The 18,211-nt window shown below is 69.8% G+C and carries 10 protein-coding genes; 7 read left to right on the forward strand and 3 right to left on the reverse strand.

Features of this window, described 5'->3' with window-relative positions:
• Window positions 1-41 precede the first annotated feature (41 nt).
• Window positions 42-830, forward strand: a complete 789-nt coding sequence (locus tag RPX00_RS22605) for an alpha/beta fold hydrolase (RefSeq protein ID WP_406642210.1) — start codon at window positions 42-44, stop codon at window positions 828-830.
• A gap of 368 nt (window positions 831-1,198) precedes the next feature.
• Here the strand turns inward: RPX00_RS22605 and rpmB are convergent, their stop codons facing one another.
• Window positions 1,199-1,390, reverse strand: coding sequence for a 50S ribosomal protein L28 (gene rpmB, locus RPX00_RS22610; protein ID WP_009074135.1), 192 nt, complete (start codon window positions 1,388-1,390; stop codon window positions 1,199-1,201).
• Window positions 1,391-1,524: 134 nt separating this feature from the next.
• Here rpmB and RPX00_RS22615 point away from each other — a divergent pair, with 134 nt between their 5' ends.
• Together RPX00_RS22615 and recG are read left to right on the forward strand one after the other, a co-directional pair.
• The gene (locus RPX00_RS22615) at window positions 1,525-3,111 is read left to right on the forward strand and encodes a DAK2 domain-containing protein (RefSeq protein ID WP_406642212.1); all 1,587 of its coding nucleotides are present in this window, start codon (window positions 1,525-1,527) and stop codon (window positions 3,109-3,111) included.
• A 2-nt stretch (window positions 3,112-3,113) separates the two neighbouring features.
• Window positions 3,114-5,267 (forward strand): ATP-dependent DNA helicase RecG, encoded by a 2,154-nt coding sequence (gene recG / locus RPX00_RS22620; protein ID WP_406642213.1) that lies wholly within the window; start codon window positions 3,114-3,116, stop codon window positions 5,265-5,267.
• 47 nt (window positions 5,268-5,314) lie between these two features.
• Here recG and RPX00_RS22625 read toward each other — a convergent pair whose 3' ends face one another.
• The gene (locus RPX00_RS22625; protein WP_406642215.1) at window positions 5,315-10,501 is read right to left on the reverse strand and encodes an RHS repeat-associated core domain-containing protein; all 5,187 of its coding nucleotides are present in this window, start codon (window positions 10,499-10,501) and stop codon (window positions 5,315-5,317) included.
• A 292-nt stretch (window positions 10,502-10,793) separates the two neighbouring features.
• Between RPX00_RS22625 and RPX00_RS22630 the strand changes: the two genes are divergently transcribed.
• Window positions 10,794-11,327: an N-acetyltransferase family protein gene (locus tag RPX00_RS22630; RefSeq protein WP_406642217.1), complete on the forward strand. Its 534-nt coding sequence runs from the start codon at window positions 10,794-10,796 to the stop codon at window positions 11,325-11,327.
• A 366-nt stretch (window positions 11,328-11,693) separates the two neighbouring features.
• Here RPX00_RS22630 and RPX00_RS22635 read toward each other — a convergent pair whose 3' ends face one another.
• A complete protein-coding gene (locus RPX00_RS22635; protein ID WP_406642219.1) occupies window positions 11,694-12,335 on the reverse strand; it encodes a TetR/AcrR family transcriptional regulator in 642 nt (213 codons plus the stop codon).
• A 31-nt stretch (window positions 12,336-12,366) separates the two neighbouring features.
• On the opposite strand from RPX00_RS22635, the gene RPX00_RS22640 reads away from it, so the two are divergent.
• From RPX00_RS22640 to RPX00_RS22650, 3 genes are all read left to right on the forward strand, one after another.
• Window positions 12,367-13,584 (forward strand): erythromycin esterase family protein, encoded by a 1,218-nt coding sequence (locus RPX00_RS22640; protein ID WP_406642221.1) that lies wholly within the window; start codon window positions 12,367-12,369, stop codon window positions 13,582-13,584.
• 261 nt (window positions 13,585-13,845) lie between these two features.
• Entirely contained in the window at window positions 13,846-14,685 is an 840-nt protein-coding gene (locus tag RPX00_RS22645; protein ID WP_406642222.1) for a S8 family peptidase, read from the forward strand.
• Window positions 14,686-14,827: 142 nt separating this feature from the next.
• Entirely contained in the window at window positions 14,828-18,205 is a 3,378-nt protein-coding gene (locus RPX00_RS22650; RefSeq protein ID WP_406642224.1) for a pyruvate carboxylase, read from the forward strand.
• Window positions 18,206-18,211 lie beyond the last annotated feature (6 nt).

The raw sequence follows: 18,211 nt of genomic DNA on the forward strand, positions 1-18,211 counted from the left end.
ACCACCAGGGTAAGGAACGACTGAACCCCTGGAGGAAAGCCATGACCGCCACCGTCACGTCCGCCGACGGCACCCCGATCGCCTTCGACACCTACGGCTCGGGTTCGCCGGTGCTGCTGGTCGGCGGCGCGGTGAACGACCGGACGACGGTCGCCGGACTGGCCGCGGTGCTGGCCGACGCCGGCTTCACCGCGGTCGCCTTCGACCGGAGAGGCCGCGGCGACAGCGGCGACGCGCCGGTCTACGCGGTCGAGCGCGAGATCGACGACCTCGAGGTGCTGATCGAGGCCGTCGGCGGTTCGGCCGCGCTGTTCGGCCACTCGTCGGGCGCGATCCTGTCCCTGGAAGCGGCGGCACGCGGCCTGCCGGTCACGAAGCTGGCGGTGTATGAACCGCCGTTCGTCGGCGACGACCGTCCGCGCCCCGCTGAGGACCTGGTCGACCGGGTGAGCGCCTGCCTCGCCGCCGGGGATCGGGACGGCGCGGTCGAGCTGTTCCTGGTCGAGGGCACCGGGACGCCGGCCTCGGTGGTGGAGTCGATGAAATCCGCGCCGGTGTGGGGCTGGTTCGTCGGCCTGGCGCACACGCTGCCGTACGACCTGACCATCTGCGGCCGCGGCAACCACCTGCCGACGGACCGGCTGGCGGCGATCACCGTCCCGGTGCTGTCGCTGTCCGGCGGCGCGGGGGAGGCGTGGATGACGTCGTCGGCGAAGGCCGTCGCTGCGGCTGTGGTGCATGGGCGGTATGCGGAGATCCCGGGGCAGGATCACGGGGTGCTGAACGCGCCGGAGTCCTTGCGGGATGTGCTGGCGGACTTCTTGAGGTGACGAAAAAGGGGCGGGTGCCGAAGCACTCGCCCCTTCGCAAACCCAAGGCGACCCAGCGCGGGGGTCCGGGGGCTTGCCCCGATGCCCGGGATTCAATCCGCGTGGCCCATGCCTGCTGGACCATCCACAAAGGACGCCAGGACCGCTGAATTGCCCGATTTATGCCCACGTGGCCATATCCGAAGGTCCGTGAGGGGAACCCTGAGGGAATCAGAGTCCGTGAAGGTGGCCCTCACGGACGGCCACCTTGCGCCCGGAGCCGCGCCCTTCCTCAAGCCCCTGGCATGGGGTTCGACCCCGGGAAGGCACCTGAACGCAGAAAAATGGCGAGTGCTCTCCACGAGCACTCGCCATCTTCGAGTCTGAACTCAGCCGCGGACGACCTTGCCAGCCTTGATGCACGAGGTGCAGGCGTTCAGGCGCTTGCGCTGGGACACGCCGACCTTCGCGTGCACAACCTGGATGTTCGGGTTCCACCGGCGGTTGGTACGCCGGTGGGAGTGCGAGACCGACTTGCCGAAGCCGGGTCCCTTGCCACAGACGTCGCACACGGCAGCCACGTCGAACTCCTCTGGATATGGGACAAAGAATGCGCGCCCGAACGTGCCGGGCAACTCGACCATAGTAACTAGTGGTTCCAAGGGCCTTGCCGCGGGGTCGTTACCCTCGCGGGGACCGGCTAGGAGGTTACGGGGTGCGGGTGCTGGACGCGGCGGCGGTGTCGGGCTGGGCGGCGGCTTCGGTGCGCAGCTTGGACAGGCTGCGCACGGCTATCGACGGCATCAACGTCTACCCGGTCGCGGACTCCGACACCGGCTCCAACCTGCTGTACACGATGACCGGCGCACACGAGGCGCTCGCCGCGGCCGAACCGGCTGACGCCGCCGAGGCGCTGGCGGTGCTGGCGCGCGGGGCGGTGGCGCACGCGCGGGGCAACTCCGGCGTGATCCTGTCCCAGGTTGTGCGGGGGATGGCCGACTGGGCGACCGGCGGCGGGGACCTCGACGGCGCGGGTCTGGCCGCCGCGCTCGGGCACGCGGATCAGGTCGCCACGGGCGCGGTCAGCAGGCCGGTCGCCGGGACGATGCTGACCGTCCTGCACGCCGTGGCCGCGGCCGTGCGAGGGACGACGCGGGCGTTGCCGGACGTCGCGCGCGAGGTCGTCACCGTGGCCGCGGCGGCGCTGGAGGAGACGCCCAAGCAGCTGCCCGCACTGGCCAAGGCCGGGGTCGTGGACGCCGGGGGCCGGGGTCTGGTCGCGGTGCTCGACGCGCTGGCCGGCGTGATCACCGGCGAGACCGAGGAACCCGGGCACGACCTGCGGGCGGTCGCCTCGCTGCCGGAGCAGGCGCCGTACGCGTGGGAGGTCATGTACTTGCTGGACGAGGTCGACGAGGCCCGGCTGCCGGCGTTGCGGAAGGAACTGAGCGGGTTCGGCGACAGCGTGACCGTGGCCGGCGACGGTTCGGGCAGCCACGCGGTGCACGTCCACTGCGCGGACATCGGCGCGGCCATCGAAGCCGGGCTGCAGCTGGGCAGGCCGCGGAAGATCCGGGTCGAACCGCTGCTCACGCCGACGCCGATCGAACCGGGAGGCGGCATCGACCGGTCGGTGGTCGCGGTGGTGCGCGGCGGCGGGCTCGCCGAGCTGCTGCGGGCCGAGGGCGTCGCCGTGCTGGCCGTTCCGGACGGCGAGCTGCCGAGCGTCGAGGACATGATCGGGCTGTTCAACGAGGCGGCCGGGCAGCATCTGAGCGTGCTGCCGGGCGGGCCGGACCTCACCTCGGCCGCCGACGCCGCCGCCGGGCATCCGATGGCGGGCGAGCGCGACGTCGTGGTGATCCCGTGCGCGTCGCCGGTGCAGGTGCTGGCCGCGCTCGCGGTGCACGACGGCGAACGCCGGGTCAACGACGACGTCGTGGCGATGGCCGAGGCGGCGGCCGCGACCAGGCGTGGCGAGCTGCGGATCGCCCGCGAGGAGTCGCTAACCTGGGTGGGCCGGGCCCAGTCCGGCGACGTGATCGGTCTGGTCGACGACGAGGTGGTGCTGATCGAACCCGCCCCGGCGTCGGCGACGAATCTCGTCGCGGCCGCGGTCAGCGTGCTGAACCGGATGCTGGCGCTCGGCGGCGAGCTGGTCACCGTGCTGAGCGGCGCGGACGCCCCGCCGAGGGTGGCCGCCGAACTCGCCGAGCAACTGCGGCTGGAGCACCCCGAGGTGGAGTTGACGAGTTACGCCGGCGGTCAGAGCGACGCCGTGCTGCTGATGGGGGTCGAATAATCATGGCCGGGCTTCGCGACAAGCTCCCGCTGCTGCTGGGCGCGAAAACGGCGAAGGCACTGTCGACCGCTCTCGACATCGAGACGGTTTCCGATCTGCTGCGCCACTATCCGCGCCGGTACGCCGAACGCGGCGAGCTGACCGACATCGCCGGGCTGGAGCTTGGCGAGCACGCGACCGTGCTGGCGCGGATCGAGAAGATCAGCAAGCGCCGGATGAAATCCCGCAACGGCACCATCCTCGACATGGTGATCACCGACGGCAAGCGACGGCTCGCGTGCGCGTTCTTCAACCAGGCGTGGCGCGAGAAGGAGCTGGCCCCCGGCAAGACCGGGCTGTTCGCGGGCAAGGTCACCGCGTTCCGGGACACGCTGCAGCTGGCCAACCCGGAGTACGAGCTGCTCGACGCCGAACGCGAGGCCGAGGCGGTCGACAACTTCCTCGCCGAGATCATCCCGGTCTACCCGGCCGCGCAAGGCATGCCGACCTGGTCGATCGCCAAATGCGTGCGGCAGGTGCTGGACGTGCTGGAGGTCGGCGACGACCCGATGCCCGAGGAACTGCGCAAGCGGCACGGATTGCCCGGCCTGGAGCGCGCGCTGCGCGGAATCCACCGCCCGGAGGACTGGGCGCACCTGGAGACGTCGCGGCACCGGCTCAAGTGGGACGAAGCGATGGCCGTGCAGCTGATTTTCGCGCAGCGGCGGCATTCCGCGGTGTCGCGTCCGGCGAAGGCGAGCCCGCACGTCGACGGCGGCCTCCTCGACGCGTTCGACAAGCGGCTGCCGTTCGACCTGACCGCCGGTCAGCGCGCGATCGGCGAGGAGATCGCCGCCGACCTGTCGTCCGAGCATCCGATGAACCGGTTGCTGCAGGGCGAAGTCGGGTCCGGCAAGACGGTGGTCGCGCTGCGGGCGATGCTGCAGGCCGTCGACTCCGGACGGCAGGCGGCGATGCTCGCGCCCACCGAGGTGCTGGCCGCGCAGCACGCGCGTTCGCTGCGCGAAATGCTCGGCGACCTCGGCATGGCCGGCGAACTGGGCGCGGCCGAGAAGTCCACCCGGATCACGCTGCTCACCGGGTCGATGGGCGCGAAGGAACGCAAGAAAGCGTTGCTGGAGACGGTAAGCGGCGAGGCGGGCATCATCGTCGGCACGCACGCGCTGATCCAGGACACCGTGCAGTTCGCCGATCTCGGGCTCGTGGTCGTGGACGAACAGCACCGCTTCGGCGTGGAGCAACGGGACGCGCTGCGCTCGCGCGGAGCCGACTCGACGAGCCCCCACGTGCTGGTCATGACGGCGACGCCGATCCCGCGCACGGTCGCCATGACGGTCTACGGCGACCTGGAAATCTCGGCCCTGCGGGAAATGCCGGTCGGCCGTTCGCCGATCAAGACGACGGTCGTTCCGGTGGCGGAGAAACCTGCGTGGTTCGACCGGGTGTGGCAGCGGGTCAGCGAGGAAGTCGGCAAGGGGCATCAGGCGTACGTCGTGTGCCCGCGGATCGGCGACGAACCGCCGTCGGACAAGAGCGACAAACGGCCCCCGCTCGCGGTGCTGGACGTCGCGCCGGACCTCGCCAACGGCGCGTTGAAGGGCTTGAAGATCGCCGCCCTGCACGGCCGGATGCCGACCGACGAGAAGGACGCCGTCATGCAGGCCTTCGGCGCGGGGAAGGTCGAGGTGCTGGTCGCGACGACGGTGGTCGAGGTCGGCGTGAACGTCCCCAACGCGACGGCGATGGTCATCCTCGACGCGGACCGCTTCGGCGTGAGCCAGCTGCACCAGCTGCGCGGCCGCGTCGGACGGGGCAGCGTGCCCGGATTGTGCTTGCTGGTCACGGAAACCCTGGACGGGACTTCGACTCGCGAACGGCTGGCCGCCGTCGAGTCCACAACGGACGGTTTCGAACTGTCCCGATTGGACCTGGAACTGCGCCGCGAGGGCGACATCCTCGGCGCGGCCCAGTCGGGCAAGCGATCCGGGCTGAAGCTGCTGTCGCTGCTGCGCGACGAGGACGTGATCACCGAAGCGCGGGCGCAGGCCCAGGAGATCGTGACGGGCGATCCGGAGCTGGCCTCGCTGCCCGGCCTGGCGCAGATGGTGGCCGACGTGGTCGACCTGGAACGCGCGGAGTACCTGGAGAAGAGCTGACCCCGCTCGCGGCGGTGGGGCCGGGACTTCCGGCCCCACCTGCTTGGTCAGTCGGATCCGTAGAGGTCGTCTGAGTCGTAGTCGTACTTTCGCTTGCTGGAGCTGCTGCCGTAGGTTCCAGTGCCGCCGTAGGTGCTGGAGTGCCCGCCGCCGTAGCTGCTGCTGCCGTATCCGCCGCTGCTGTAGTGGCTGCTGCTCGGATAGTTACTGCTGCTGGGGTAGTGGCTGCTGCTCGGGTAGCTGCTGGTGCTGGGGTAGTGACTGCTGCTGCTTGGGTAGTGGCTGCTGCTGGGGTAGCTGCTGGTGCTGGGGTAGTGACTGCTGCTGCTTGGGTAGTGGCTGCTGCTGGGGTAGCTGCTGGTGCTGGGATAGTGACTGCTGCTGCTTGGGTAGTGGCTGCTGCTGGGGTAGCTGCTGGTGCTCGGATAGCGACTGCTGCTGCTCGGGTAGCTGCTAGTGCTCGGGTAATGGCTGCTGCTGCTCGAGTGATGGCTGCTGCCGCCGCCGTAGCTGCTGCTGCTCGGCTTGGTGGTTTTGGGCTCCGGCACCCAGTCCGCGACCGGGTTTCCGCGGTAGCCGGGCGTGCCCTTCTTCCACCACACCGGGTTGGCTCCGTTGCTCGGGGTCGTGTCCCGGTATCGCTGTTCCTTGCCGCCGCTGGCGTTGGAATCGGCGCGCTTCTCGAGCCAGCCGAACGAGTTGGGGTCGGCGTTGTGCGCCTGGTTCGCCGGGCGGTCGTTCTTGTAGCCCACTTTGTTGAAATGCGCGCTGGCTGAGGGGCTGTGCCCCATGACGAGGTTGCTGTGGCCCTTGACGACCCCGGTCGGGTTTCCCTGGTAGTCGCGGGTGTAGTAGCTCCGGTTCGGGTCCATGTACCACTTGGTGTCCTCGCCCCGCTTCTTGAAGGCAGGTGGCGGGGACACCGCACTGCGTTCGAAGATCGGCCGCATCGCCTTGCTGCGGTGGGACAGGTTGGCGTACCCGTAGTGGCCGCGCCGGTCTTTCGGGCCGGTTTTCTTGTGCTCCACGTACACCGTCCCGCCGGGGGACTGCTTCCGCGAGCGGCCCGACGGGTCCGGCGTGAGGCTGGGGCCGCGGTCGTACGGGTCGGGGCTGGGGCTGCGCTCCGAACAGCTGCTGCCCGCGAGGCCGAGCGGGTCGACCAGGACGTGCGGGTTGCTGACGTAGGCGTGCGGGTCCGGTCCGCCGGCGAGCCCGATCGGGTCGGGGCTGACGTAGCGGGCGAGCGCCGGGTCGTAGTAGCGGTGCAGGTTGTAGTGCAGGCCGGTTTCGGCGTCGAAGTACTGGCCCTGGAACCGCAGCGGCGTGCCGGTTTCCCCGGCCGCGTCGACCACGAGGCCGAACAGGCTGGTGCGGGCGTGCCACACGATCTCGCCCTGGTCGTCGAGCAGTTCGGTCGGGGTGCCGGAAGGCTCGGCCACGATGGCGAAGAACTGCGCGTCGACCTTCTCCTGCGGGCTCTCCGGCACGGAGCGACGGCGCTGCAGCAGCGGACGGAAGGAGTCCGGTTCGTAGTCCCACACGGTCGTTTCGGCCGCGCCGCCCGCGGAACGGGTTTCCTCGACCAGCGTGTCGCCCGCCCAGGCGAAGTCGACGCGTTCGAGCGAGGTGCTCCCGTCGGCGGCGAAGTGCTCCTTGCGGATCCGGCGGCCCATCGGGTCATAGGTGTAGCGCCACGAGGTGCCGTCCGGGACGCGGACCGCGACCAGCCGCTCCAGCGGACCCCAGGTGTACTCCCAGGTCCGGCCGTTCTCGTGCTGGCGGGTGCGCATCCGCCCGGCGTCGTCGTAGGTGTAGCGGACGCCGCCCGCCTCGGTGATGACCGATGCCGGTCCCGCGCGCCTGCCGAGCCGGTCCTCCTCTTCCGGGGCGGGCCAGGCGGCGTCGACGAGCCGTCCGGTCGCGTCGTAGGCGTACTGCTCGCTCCAGCCGTCCGCGCGGACCGAGGTGACCCGGCCGCGGACGTCGAGGGTGAACCAGCGCGGGCCGGACGTCTGGTCGTCGATCCGCGCGGGCAGGCCGTCGGGGCGGTAGTGGTAGCGCCGGTCCCGGCCCAGTTCGCCGGACGCGTCCCGCACCGCCTGCCCGGACAGGTGCCCGGCCGGGTCCCAGGAACGGAGGATCGCCGCGCCCTTGCCGAAGGTCCGGCGCACCTCGCGGCCCGCCGGGTCGTACTCGAACCGGGTGCTGCGGCCCGAGGTGTGCAGAGCGGCGGGCTCGCCGGCTTTGCCGTACTCCCACGTGCTTTCCGCCCCGGACGGCGTCCGCCTCCGGACCAGGTCGCCGCACTGGTCGTATTCGGAACGGACGGTGCGCCCGTTCACCGTCTCGGCGATCACGCGGCCCGCCGCGTCCCGGGCGTACTCGATGCGGGTGGTTCCGTCGTCGACGGCGACGAGCTGGCCGAGGACGTCGTGCTCGAACCGGGTCCGCACGGTCCCGGACGGTCCTTCGACGACCTCCTCGACCGGGTTGCCGCGCAGGTCGCGGCTGAGCGTCACGACGTCGCCGGACTGGCTGCGGATCTCGGTCAGCTCGCCGGCCGCGTTGTAGCGGTAGGCCGAGGACGCGCCGCCGAAATCGGTCTCGCGCACGAGGTTTCCGGCCGGGTCGTACTCGTAGCGCCAGACCTGGCCGTGTTCGTTGGTGACGCCGATCAGCCGCAGTTCGGTGTCGTAGGCGTATTCGAGCCGGGTGCCGTCCGGCCGGATCTCAGCCGAGATCAGGTCGAAGTGGGTCACTTCCTGCTGGGTGATCGCGGACGAGGCGTCGGCGTGCAGGCGGTTGTTGCCCTCGCCGTCGTAATGCCATTCCTCGGTGGACCCGTTCGCGCGGCGGTGCCAGGCGAGCGAACCGTCGACGGTGTAACCGAATTCCTCGACCGCGCCGGTCGGGTCGACGGTGGAGGAGAGCCTGCCGAAACAGTCGTAGCGGTAGGCCGTCGTCGCGCCGTGCGGGTCGGTGACGGTGATCGGATTGCCCGCGTCGTCGGACACCACGGTCAGCTTCACGCCCGCCGGATCGGTGACCGACGCGAGGTGGCCCCACTCGTCGTAGGCGTAGACGGTGACGCCGCCGTCGGGTTCGACGAGCCGGGTCACGTTGCCGTGTTGGTCGTATTCCCAACGGGTTTCGACGCCGGGAGCCTCGATCAAGTGCACCGGCTGGCCGAATTCGTCGCGTTCGATCGACCATTCCGTGCCGTCCGGCCGGCGCACGCCGATCAGGTTGTTCAGCTCGTCGTAGCGGTAGCGCTGGGTCCGGCCGAGTTCGTCGGTTTCGCTGAGCAGCCGGTCGCGCGCGTCCCATTCGTAGCTGTGCGCGGCGCCGAGCGGGTTGACCTCGCGCAGCAGCTGGCCGGCTTCGTTGAGGTGGTAGGCGGTGCGGTGGCCCAGCGAGTCGACGACGTGGGTGACGTGGTTGACCACGTCGTATTCCATCGTGACGGTGAGGCAGTCGCCCGAGCCTTCGGTGCGGACGACCCGGCCGTGCTCGTCGTAGTGGAAGCGGTACCACTCGCCGTTGCGGTCGGTCCACGCCTCGATCCGGCCCAGCCGGTCGTAGCGGTACCGGAAGGGGAGCCCGGATTCGTTCGTGACCTCGGTGAGGTTGCCGTTCGCGTAGCCGTAGCGGACCAGCTGCACCTCGGCGCCGTCGTCGGCGACCGTGGACAGCCCGGTGACGAGCCCGCCCTCGGTGGCGATGTCGATCCGGTAGCCGCCGCTGTGCCGGATCGCGATCGGCGTTCCGCGCGGGTCGCGTTCGAAGTAGATGTGCTCGTCGTTGCGGTCCGCGATCGAACGGATCGGCCGGATCTGCTGAGTGCCGCGTTCGAAGGTGAGGATCCGCTGCCGCTCGCGGTCCTCGATCACGAACCCGCCGCCGGGCTCCCGGGCGAGATACCGCGCGGGCCCGTGCTCGGCGGGCACCCAGTCGTCGTCGCCGCGGGGCAACGGGAAAACCTGGACGATCCCGTCCGAACCGGCGAACCACACCTGGTCGTCGTAGACCTCGACCCGCTCGTCCAAAGTGGACACCCAGGCCCCGCCGAGCCAGCCGCCCGCGCGGAACGCCGAGAAATGCGCGCGCTCGAAGACCATCGGCAGCGCGCCGCGGAACGCCACGTCGGTTTCGGCCATCACCATCTGCCCGGTCGCGACGTCGATCGGGTCACCGGTAGTGCAGATCTTGTTCAGCGACCGCGAGTTCTCGCCCTGCTTGTCGAGCGACCGCGAAGTGCCCTGCCCGCCGCGCGCCCCCGACGCCGACGTGTGCCCGTCCGTCCCGCCGTGGGTCCCCTCCTGGTCCAGGCTCCGATCATTCTGGTGCTGCCCGCCGCCGTGCTCGCCGGACGGATGCGTGGTCCCGCTGTGGTCGCCGGACGCCGTGGTGCTCTCGTCCTTGGAGACGGACCTGGACTTGGTGTTGATGTCCTTGGGCTTCGGCACCGGGGCGCTCTTGCCGCTCTTGAGCCCCTTCAACGACTTCGCGGCGTCCTCGAACAGCGTCCCGGCCTTCTTCAGCAGCGGGATCAGCGCCTTGAGCGCCTTGACCAGCTTCGCGGTCACCTTGGCGATGGTCGAGGAAGTCTTCGCGACGGCCGTGACGACCTGCGGGACCACCCACGCCATCCCGATCCCGAGCGTGAACACCACCTGCAGCGCCCAGGAAATGAGATGCCCGACCAGATCCGCGATCGTGTCCCGCACCAGCGACCGGACCGCCGCCACGATCTCGCCGGCGGTCTTGACCCCGCTCGCCGCGCCCTCGCTGCCCTTCTGCGCACTGGCGATCAGTGCGGAAGTGTCCTCGGCCTTCTTGCGGTAAGTGTCGGCCGCTTCGCCCTGCCAGTCCTGCACATCCTTTTTGACCAGTTCGGTCAGCTCCGCCGAAACGCCTTCGAGTTCCTTGGCGACATTCGTCCAGGTCGCGGCTTGCGACGCGACCTCGTCCGCGTTGCCGGTCAACGCGTCGAGCGCCTCCTTCAGCGGTCCGACATGCTCCATCAGCCAGCCGACCCCCGCCGCGAAAATCGCGCCGAACGGATCCATCACCGCGGTGAGCACGTCCAGCGCGGTGCCCACGGCCCCGATCGCGACCGCCGCCCAGTTCTTGCTCTCGATCGCGGTCTTCAGTCCGGTCGCGTCCTCCAGCAGCGGAATCCCGGCCGCGGCCGAGGTTTCCTTCACCGGCGCGATCAACGGATTGGTCATCGATGTCCCATTTCCTGGTGCGCACGAGCATGACGAACAAGCGGAACCCTGGCCCGCCAATCCGTCGAGGCTATCGGCTGGGCGCCCCCGGTGCCGCCGGAGCGGGGCGGGGATGCCTGAACTCCCGGAACCCTTGCCCGAACGCCCCCGCCGGGTCCGTTCGCCGCCGTTTCGGGCTCGTTGACAGTCCTTTGTGGACTGACCGGCCGGTTCCGGTAAACCGCATGCGTTCCCGGGTCTTTTGTGCTGAACTTCCTCGCAGCCGATCGTCGCCCGAATTGCTGGAGGAATGGTGCCCGACCTCGTGATCCGCCCCGCGACCCCCGCTGACGCGGCCGGCATCGCCACCGTCCACGTGGGTTCCTGGCAGGCGGCGTACGCGGGTTTGCTGCCGGAGGAGTTCCTGTCCGGCCTGTCGGTCGAGACGCGGGAACAGTTCTGGGCGTCGAACCTGGCGAACTCGTCCGTGCCGCACACAGTCCTGGCCGCGACCTCTCCCGGCTCCGACGCGATCACCGGCTTCGCCGTCTTCGGCCCCAGCCGGGACGACGACGCCACTCCGCAAACCGGCGAACTGTCGTCGATCTACCTCCTGCCGTCCGAATGGGGCCGGGGGATGGGCCGAGCGCTGCACGAGGAGTGCGTGCGCGGCTTGGCGGCGCAGTTCGAAGTCGCGACGTTGTGGGTCCTGTCGACCAACACGAGGGCCCGGAACTTCTACGAACGCGCCGGCTGGGTCACGGACGGCACGACGAAGGTGGAGACCATGTCCGACGGGGCGGTGACCCTGGAGGAGGTGCGGTACCGGCTGCCTTTGGGCGGCTGATTTCTCGCCGTTGCGTGGCGGCTGGTTGGGTGGTTGACCTGTCAGGTGTGCTTGGTCTCTCGCCGTTCTGTGGTGACTGGCTGGGGCCGGTTGATCCGTCAGGCGTGTCCGACCTCTCGCCGTTGAGCGGCGATTCCCTGCTCAGCCCCTTCAACGGCTAGCTCCGCGGGTGCCGTCGTTTGGCAGCGATCGCCTCCCGCCGAGCCTGCCGAACCCCTTCGCCGTTTCACGGCGAATCTTCGGCCGGTCTGCCAGCTTCGTGCGGCCTGTCGTCGTTCCATGGCGAATTGCCCGGCTGGCCTCGCGGCAGACCCCGGTCGGCCTGTCGCCGTTTTCTGGCAACAAGCCTCCCGTCTCACCCAGGGATCAACCCCCGTCGCCATTCCGCGGCAACCGCCGCCCCAGCACCCCCGCCCGAGCCGCCGCGGCTCCCGCTTCCGCCGCGATCTCCGCCGTCTCCTCCGACACCGGCTCGCGCGACACGAACAACCGGTAGAACACCGGCCCGCACACCGTTCGTGTCACCTCGTCCGGGTCGGTGTCGGCCGGGACCTCTCCGCGCGCCACCGCCCGCTCCACGATCACCGCCGCTCGGGCATGGCGGTCCCGGTAGAACTCGCGCAACGCTTCGGCCGCTCGTTCCGAGTGGAATGCCGCCAGCACCGCGGCCGTCGGCAGCTCCCGTTGCCCCGGAGAGGTCAACGCGCGCACCACGTCCAACGCCATTCGCCGCAAATCGGCGACGAGCGATCCGGTGTCCGCCGGGCTCCACGGTTCCTCCGCGCCGAACCTCAACGCAGCTGCGACCAGCCCCTCGCGCGATTCCCACCGCCGGTACACCGTCGTCTTGTGCACGCCCGACCGCTCGGCGACGGCCTCGACCGTCAGGTCAACGAACCCGACCTCCGCCAGCAGATCGAGCGTTGCCCGCAAAACGGCGACGCGCGTGCGCTCCGTGCGCCCGCCCGGCCGGCTCGTCCCCGGCAAGCCCGGTGACTCAGTTGCCAATTGCGACCCCTGTTGCATTAGTGTCCTCAGTATGACACCGCTGAGCACCCGTTCGCCGCTGGACGGCGACGTCGCTTCGATCACGGACCTGATCGGCGACGCACGCATCGTCGCGATCGGCGAGAACAACCACCACATCCGCGAGTTCGGCGAACTCCGCACCCGGTTGCTGCGGCGGCTCGTCGAGGACCACGGGTTCACGGTGCTCGGCTTCGAATCGGGATTCGCCGAAGGCGACCTGGTGCAGCAGTGGCTGAACGGCGGTCCCGGCACGGTCGCCGACGTCGCGCGAGAAGGGTTCACCTTCTCCCTCGGCGATTCGGTCGAGGTGCACGACATGCTGACGTGGATGCGCAGCCACGGCGGCGTCCGGTATGCCGGACTCGATCTGCCCAGTTCGAGCGGTTCGCCGCAGCCGGCGTTGCAGATCGTCCGGAGCTTCGTGGAAGAGGTCGACCCGGAGGTGCTGCCGCTGGTAGACGCCGCGATCGCCGCGTCCGAGCCGTACTCGGGGGTCAGCAACGCGGTCGCGCCTGGCCGTTATGCGGCAATGACCGCCGCGGAACGCGACGCTGCGACGGCTGCGTTGACCACCCTCGTCGCGCACCTTCGCTCTCTATCGCCCGTTTATCGGCAACGGAGCGAGCCAGCCCGGTACGCGATCGCCGAACACCACGCGGTCGGCGCGCTTCGCGTAGACGCGTACATGCGCGAGCTGAGCGCGATGATGTCGGGAACAGCACCGTCGCTCCAGGGGTCGTCTCGCGACACGTACATGGCCTCAACCGTGAAGCTGCTTCGCAAGCTGTACGGCGAAGGCGAGAAGATCGTGGTGATGGTCCACAACGGACACCTGCAGCGCGTGCCTTTCGCCGCTTTGCCGACCATGACGTTCCCCTCCGCGGGCACGCACCTCGCCGCGGAGTTCGGCGACGACTACTTCGCACTCGGCCTGACCGCGGGCACCGGCACGACCACCGGTCTTGAGCCGGACGAGAGCGAGCGCCTCGGGTTCCGGGTCTATGCACAGGAGTTGGAGCCACCTGTCGAGGGCAGTGTCGAGGCGGCCCTGGCCGGCGCAGATCCGTGTGTGGTCGATTTGCGGCAAGACCGAGCACAGGGTCTGACCGGGTCGTCGAGCATGCGGCACGCGCACATGTTCACGAAGGTCGACGTCGTGCAGGCCTTCGACGCGCTCGTGTACCTGCCGACGATGTCGGTGACCGCGCACGTCCGGGCCGTGAAGTAGCGCCCTGGCCTGCGATTAGCCACTTAGCGGCGAAACATCGAGCGGCGGTCATCGTCCCTCCCGCCTGTCATAGACCGGTGCGTCCGGCAGGGAGGCGGCGGGGACGCGGACCAGCCCATCGTGTGACGTCGAGTTGCCGCCCGGTGGCGGCCGGGATACGACCGCAGGCATGCGGAACCGAGCGGCGCGTGGTCTTTTTCGGCAACACTGACGTTTCTGCTGGTCGCCGGTGTGCAACCGGCCGCGCTGGCGGAGAGCGGGATGCAAGCCAATCCGCCGAGCTGGGCGCTCGACCGGATCGACCAGCGAACCGGCCTCGATCAGAAGTACCACTACGACTCCGACGGCTCCGGCGTCACTGTCTACGTGATCGACAGCGGTGTCGACGCCAAACACCCGGATCTGCGCGGCCAGGTCCTGCCTGGCAAGGATTTCCTCACCACCGGCACGGACACGTCGGACACCAACGGCCACGGCACCCGGGTCGCCGGAATCGTCGCGGGACACACCTACGGCGTCGCCAAGGCCGCACAGATCTTCCCGGTCCGGGTGCTCGACAAGGCAGGCGGCGGCTCGACCGACACGATCATCGCCGGTCTGAACTGGGTCGCCCAGAACGCGCACCAGCCGTCGGTCGCGGTGCTGGGCATCGGCGGAGTGCCGAACGAGCAGCTCGACAACGCGGTCAAGGGCGTCGCCGCGGTGATGCCGATCGTGCTTCCGGCGGGGGAGGGCAGCACCGACGCCAGCCAGACCTCGCCCGCACGAGTTCCCGAAGCGCTCACCGTCGGCGCGACTGACGTTCAGGACCAGGTCGCGCCCTTCTCGAACTTCGGCCAGTCGCTCGACCTGTACGCACCGGGCGTCGACATCCCCGCGCCGATAGCCGGTACCGCGGAGGTCGGGACGCTGTCGGGCACCTCGATGGCAGCCGCCGTGACCGCCGGTGCGGTGGCCCTTTACCGGTCCGCGCATCCCGGCGACGCGCCTAATGCGGCAACCGAAGCAATTGTGCGGGACGCAACGCAGAACGTGGTCAAGAATGCGCCCTCCGAAACCGCGAATCGGCTGCTGTGCACACTGCCTGCGGGAACGCCCTGACGGTTGCGGCGCGGCGCCCCGGCCAGCATCATGCACGCAGGTCGGCGCGCATGATGTCCATCACCTGGACTACGGCTCCCGCACCGCGGGACGAACCGGGTAACGTGCCTTCGATACCGATCCGAAAAGGGAAGGACCGGGCATGTTCCGCAAAGTGCTGGTGGCCAATCGCGGCGAAATCGCGATCCGGGCGTTCCGCGCAGGTTACGAACTGGGCGCGGGCACAGTCGCCGTGTTTCCGCACGAAGACCGCAACTCGCTGCACCGGCTGAAGGCCGACGAGGCCTACGAGATCGGCGAACCGGGCCATCCGGTGCGCGCTTACCTCTCGGTCGAGGAGATCGTCAAAGCCGCCAAGAAGGCGGGTGCGGACGCGGTCTATCCGGGCTATGGCTTCCTGTCGGAGAACCCCGACCTGGCCAGGGCCTGCGAAGAGGCGGGGATCGCTTTCGTCGGCCCGAGCGCCGAAATCCTCGAACTGACCGGCAACAAGGCGCGCGCGGTCAAGGCGGCGCGCGAGGCCGGGGTCCCGGTGCTCGGCTCGTCGCAGCCGTCCAGCGACGTCGACGAACTGGTCGCGGCGGCCGACGAACTCGGCTTCCCGGTGTTCGTCAAGGCGGTCGCCGGCGGCGGCGGTCGCGGCATGCGCCGCGTCGAGGACCCGGCCCTGCTGCGCGAGTCGATCGAGGCCGCCGCGCGCGAGGCCGAGTCCGCGTTCGGCGACCCGACCGTGTTCCTGGAGAAGGCCGTGGTCGAACCGCGGCACATCGAGGTCCAGATCCTCGCCGACGGCGAGGGCAACGTGATCCACCTCTTCGAGCGCGACTGTTCCGTGCAGCGCCGCCACCAGAAGGTCGTCGAACTGGCCCCCGCGCCGAACCTCGACCCCGAACTGCGCGACCGCATCTGCGCCGACGCCGTGAAGTTCGCCCGGCAGATCGGCTATCGCAACGCGGGCACCGTCGAATTCCTGCTGGACCGCGAGGGCAAGCACGTGTTCATCGAGATGAACCCGCGCATCCAGGTCGAGCACACGGTCACCGAAGAGGTCACCGACGTCGACCTCGTGCAGTCCCAGCTGCGCATCGCCTCCGGGGAAACCCTCGCCGACCTCGGCCTGTCGCAGGACAAGATCTACCTGCGCGGCGCCGCGCTCCAGTGCCGCATCACGACCGAGGACCCGGCCAACGGCTTCCGCCCGGACATCGGCCAGATCAGCGCCTACCGCTCGCCGGGCGGTTCGGGCATCCGGCTCGACGGCGGAACCGCGTTCTCCGGCACCGAGATCAGCGCCCACTTCGACTCGCTGCTGGTGAAACTCACCTGCCGCGGCCGCGATTTCCGCACCGCGGTCGGCCGCGCCCGCCGCGCCGTCGCCGAGTTCCGCATCCGCGGCGTGGCGACGAACATCCCGTTCCTCCAGGCGGTGCTGGACGATCCGGACTTCCGCGACGGCAACGTCACCACGTCGTTCATCGAGGAACGGCCGCACCTGCTGACCGCGCGCCACTCCGCCGACCGCGGCACGCGCCTGCTCACCTACCTCGCCGACCAGACGGTGAACCGCCCGCACGGCGAGCGCCCGCGCACGCCCGAGGCCGCGACAAAACTGCCGAAGCTGCCCGCGGATCTCACTCCTCCGGACGGCTCCAAGCAGAAGCTGACCGAACTCGGCCCGGAGGGCTTCGCGCGCTGGCTGCGGGAAACGCCGCAGCTCGGCGTCACCGACACGACCTTCCGCGACGCACACCAGTCGCTGCTCGCGACGCGCGTGCGGACGAAGGACCTGCTCGCCGTGGCCCCGGTCGTCGCCGCGACTGTGCCGCAGCTGCTTTCCCTGGAGTGCTGGGGCGGCGCGACTTACGACGTCGCGCTGCGCTTCCTCGCCGAAGACCCGTGGGAGCGGCTGGCGCAGCTGCGCGAGGCCGTGCCGAATATCTGTCTGCAGATGCTGCTGCGCGGCCGCAACACCGTCGGCTACACGCCTTATCCGACCGAGGTGACCACGGCTTTCGTCGAGGAAGCCACCGCGACCGGCATCGACGTCTTCCGCATCTTCGACGCGCTCAACGACGTCGAGCAGATGCGGCCCGCCATCGAAGCGGTCCGTGCCACCGGCAGCGCGGTCGCCGAGGTCGCGCTCTGCTACACCTCCGATCTGTCCGATCCGAACGAAAAGCTCTACACGCTCGACTACTACCTCAAGCTCGCCGAGCAGATCGTCGGAGCCGGGGCGCACGTCCTGGCGATCAAGGACATGGCCGGCCTGCTCCGCGCACCGGCCGCGGCTCGGCTGGTGACCGCGCTGCGCAAGGAATTCGACCTCCCGGTGCACATCCACACGCACGACACCGCGGGCGGCCAGCTCGCCACCTACCTGGCCGCCATCCAGGCCGGTGCCGACGCCGTGGACGGCGCCGTGTCGTCGATGGCGGGCACCACGTCGCAGCCGTCGCTCGGCTCGATCGTCGCGGCCACCGACCACTCGGACCGCAGCACCGGCCTCGACCTGCACGCGATCGGCGACCTCGAGCCGTACTGGGAGAGCGTCCGCAAGATCTACGCCCCGTTCGAGGCCGGTCTCGCGTCGCCCACCGGCCGCGTCTACGACCACGAGATCCCCGGCGGCCAGCTCTCCAACCTGCGCACGCAGGCGATCGCGCTGGGCCTCGGCGACCGGTTCGAGGACATCGAGGCCATGTACGCCGCGGCGGACAAGATCCTCGGCCACCTCGTGAAGGTCACGCCTTCGTCCAAAGTGGTCGGCGACCTCGCGCTGCACCTCGTCGGAGCCGGCGTTTCGCCGGAGGACTTCGAGGCGGAGCCCAACAAGTTCGACATCCCGGACTCGGTGATCGGCTTCCTGCGCGGCGAACTCGGCGACCCGCCCGGCGGCTGGCCGGAACCGTTCCGCACCAAGGCGCTCGAAGGCCGTTCGGCGGCCAAGCCGGTCGCCGAACTGTCCGAAGAGGACCACAAGGAACTCGCCGAGAACCGCCGCGGCGCGCTGAACCGGCTGCTGTTCCCCGGTCCCACCAAGGAATTCCTCGCGCACCGCGACGCCTATGGCGACACCAGCGTGCTCCCGAGCAAGGACTTCTTCTACGGCCTGCGCCCGGGCGAGGAGTACTCGGTCGACCTCGAACCCGGCGTCCGGCTGCTCATCGAGCTGGAAGCCATCGGCGAGGCCGACGAACGCGGCGTGCGGACCGTCATGTCCACGCTCAACGGCCAGCTCCGGCCGATCCAGATCCGGGACCGTTCGATCGCCTCGGACATCCCGGCCACCGAAAAGGCCGAGAAGGGCAATCCGAAGCAGATCGCCGCGCCGTTCGCGGGCGTGGTGACGCTGCAGGTGGCCGAGGGCGACGAGGTCGCGGCAGGGGCGACGGTGGCGACGATCGAGGCGATGAAGATGGAAGCGTCGATCACCGCTTCGGCGGCGGGCAAAGTCGGTCGGCTGGCGATCACCTCCGTTCAGCAGGTCGAGGGCGGGGACCTTCTCATCGTGCTCGAATAGCCCGTT

Origin of the sequence: Amycolatopsis sp. WGS_07 (assembly GCF_045278895.1) — a bacterium.
GTDB lineage: Bacteria > Actinomycetota > Actinomycetes > Mycobacteriales > Pseudonocardiaceae > Amycolatopsis.